Annotated in this window: 1 protein-coding gene; it reads right to left on the reverse strand. The window is 44.5% G+C overall.

All coding sequences use genetic code 11. From position 1 onward, the window contains the following. The coding region (locus B4K20_RS05410; protein ID WP_289282183.1) for a MutS-related protein at nt 1–238 on the reverse strand (238 nt) is incomplete at both ends.

Below are 238 nucleotides of genomic sequence, written 5' to 3' on the forward strand. Positions count from 1 at the left end.
TTGTCACCATGTTCGATAGCATCCAGATGCACATTCCTGGCTTGCTCAAATAACTCAGGCAATTGAGTCATCTCGAAGTAATGTGTCGCAAATAAGGTATAAGCGCCGATATCACGAATCAGTTTTTCAGCACATGACCACGCTAAAGCTAGACCATCAAAGGTACTGGTTCCACGGCCAATTTCATCCATTAAAACCAAGCTGTGGTGTGTAGCATTGTTGAGGATAGTCGCCGCTT

This window comes from Methylophaga sp. UBA5088 (assembly GCF_002414625.1).
Classification (GTDB): domain Bacteria; phylum Pseudomonadota; class Gammaproteobacteria; order Nitrosococcales; family Methylophagaceae; genus Methylophaga; species Methylophaga marina.